This is a genomic window from Streptomyces sp. SID13666 (assembly GCF_010548325.1).
Taxonomy (GTDB): domain Bacteria; phylum Actinomycetota; class Actinomycetes; order Streptomycetales; family Streptomycetaceae; genus Actinacidiphila; species Actinacidiphila fildesensis.
Genome location: NZ_JAAGLX010000197.1, coordinates 1 through 427, shown reverse-complemented (window position 1 = coordinate 427; position 427 = coordinate 1). Strand labels below are relative to the sequence as shown.

The following is a 427-nucleotide window of genomic DNA, read 5'->3' as shown; positions in this document are numbered from 1 at the left end:
CGGGGTGGTCAGCAGCTGGTACGTGCTGACGGCCGTGTTGGCGGTCGGTGCGAAGAAGGCCATGCCCGCCAGCAGCAGGCCGAGCAGCAGCCCGTTGGTCACCGTCAGCGAGACGGGGGCCAGCACCGCCATCGCCCAGAAGACCATCAGTACCGAGTGGCGCTGCCCGAGGCGGCGGTAGAGCCGGGGGGCGGCGAGGGCGCCCAGGAGGCCGCCGACGCCGAACATCGCGGCCATCACGCCGATCTGGCCGGAGGGCACGTCATCCTGCTGGGCGGCCATGATGATGACCAGGTAGACGACCTGGAAGAGGAAGTTCAGCGCCACCGCGCAGCAGGCGGTGACCCGGATCAGCCGGTGCCCCCAGACCCAGCGCAGCCCTTCAGCGGTCTCCTTCCAGAAGCCCGGCCGGCTCTCCCCGGGCTCG

At 71.2% G+C, this 427-nt stretch carries 1 pseudogene; it reads right to left on the bottom strand.

What is annotated here, in order from left to right:
• A pseudogene (locus tag G3I60_RS44070) lies at window positions 1-427 on the bottom strand (MFS transporter); the annotation flags it as partial.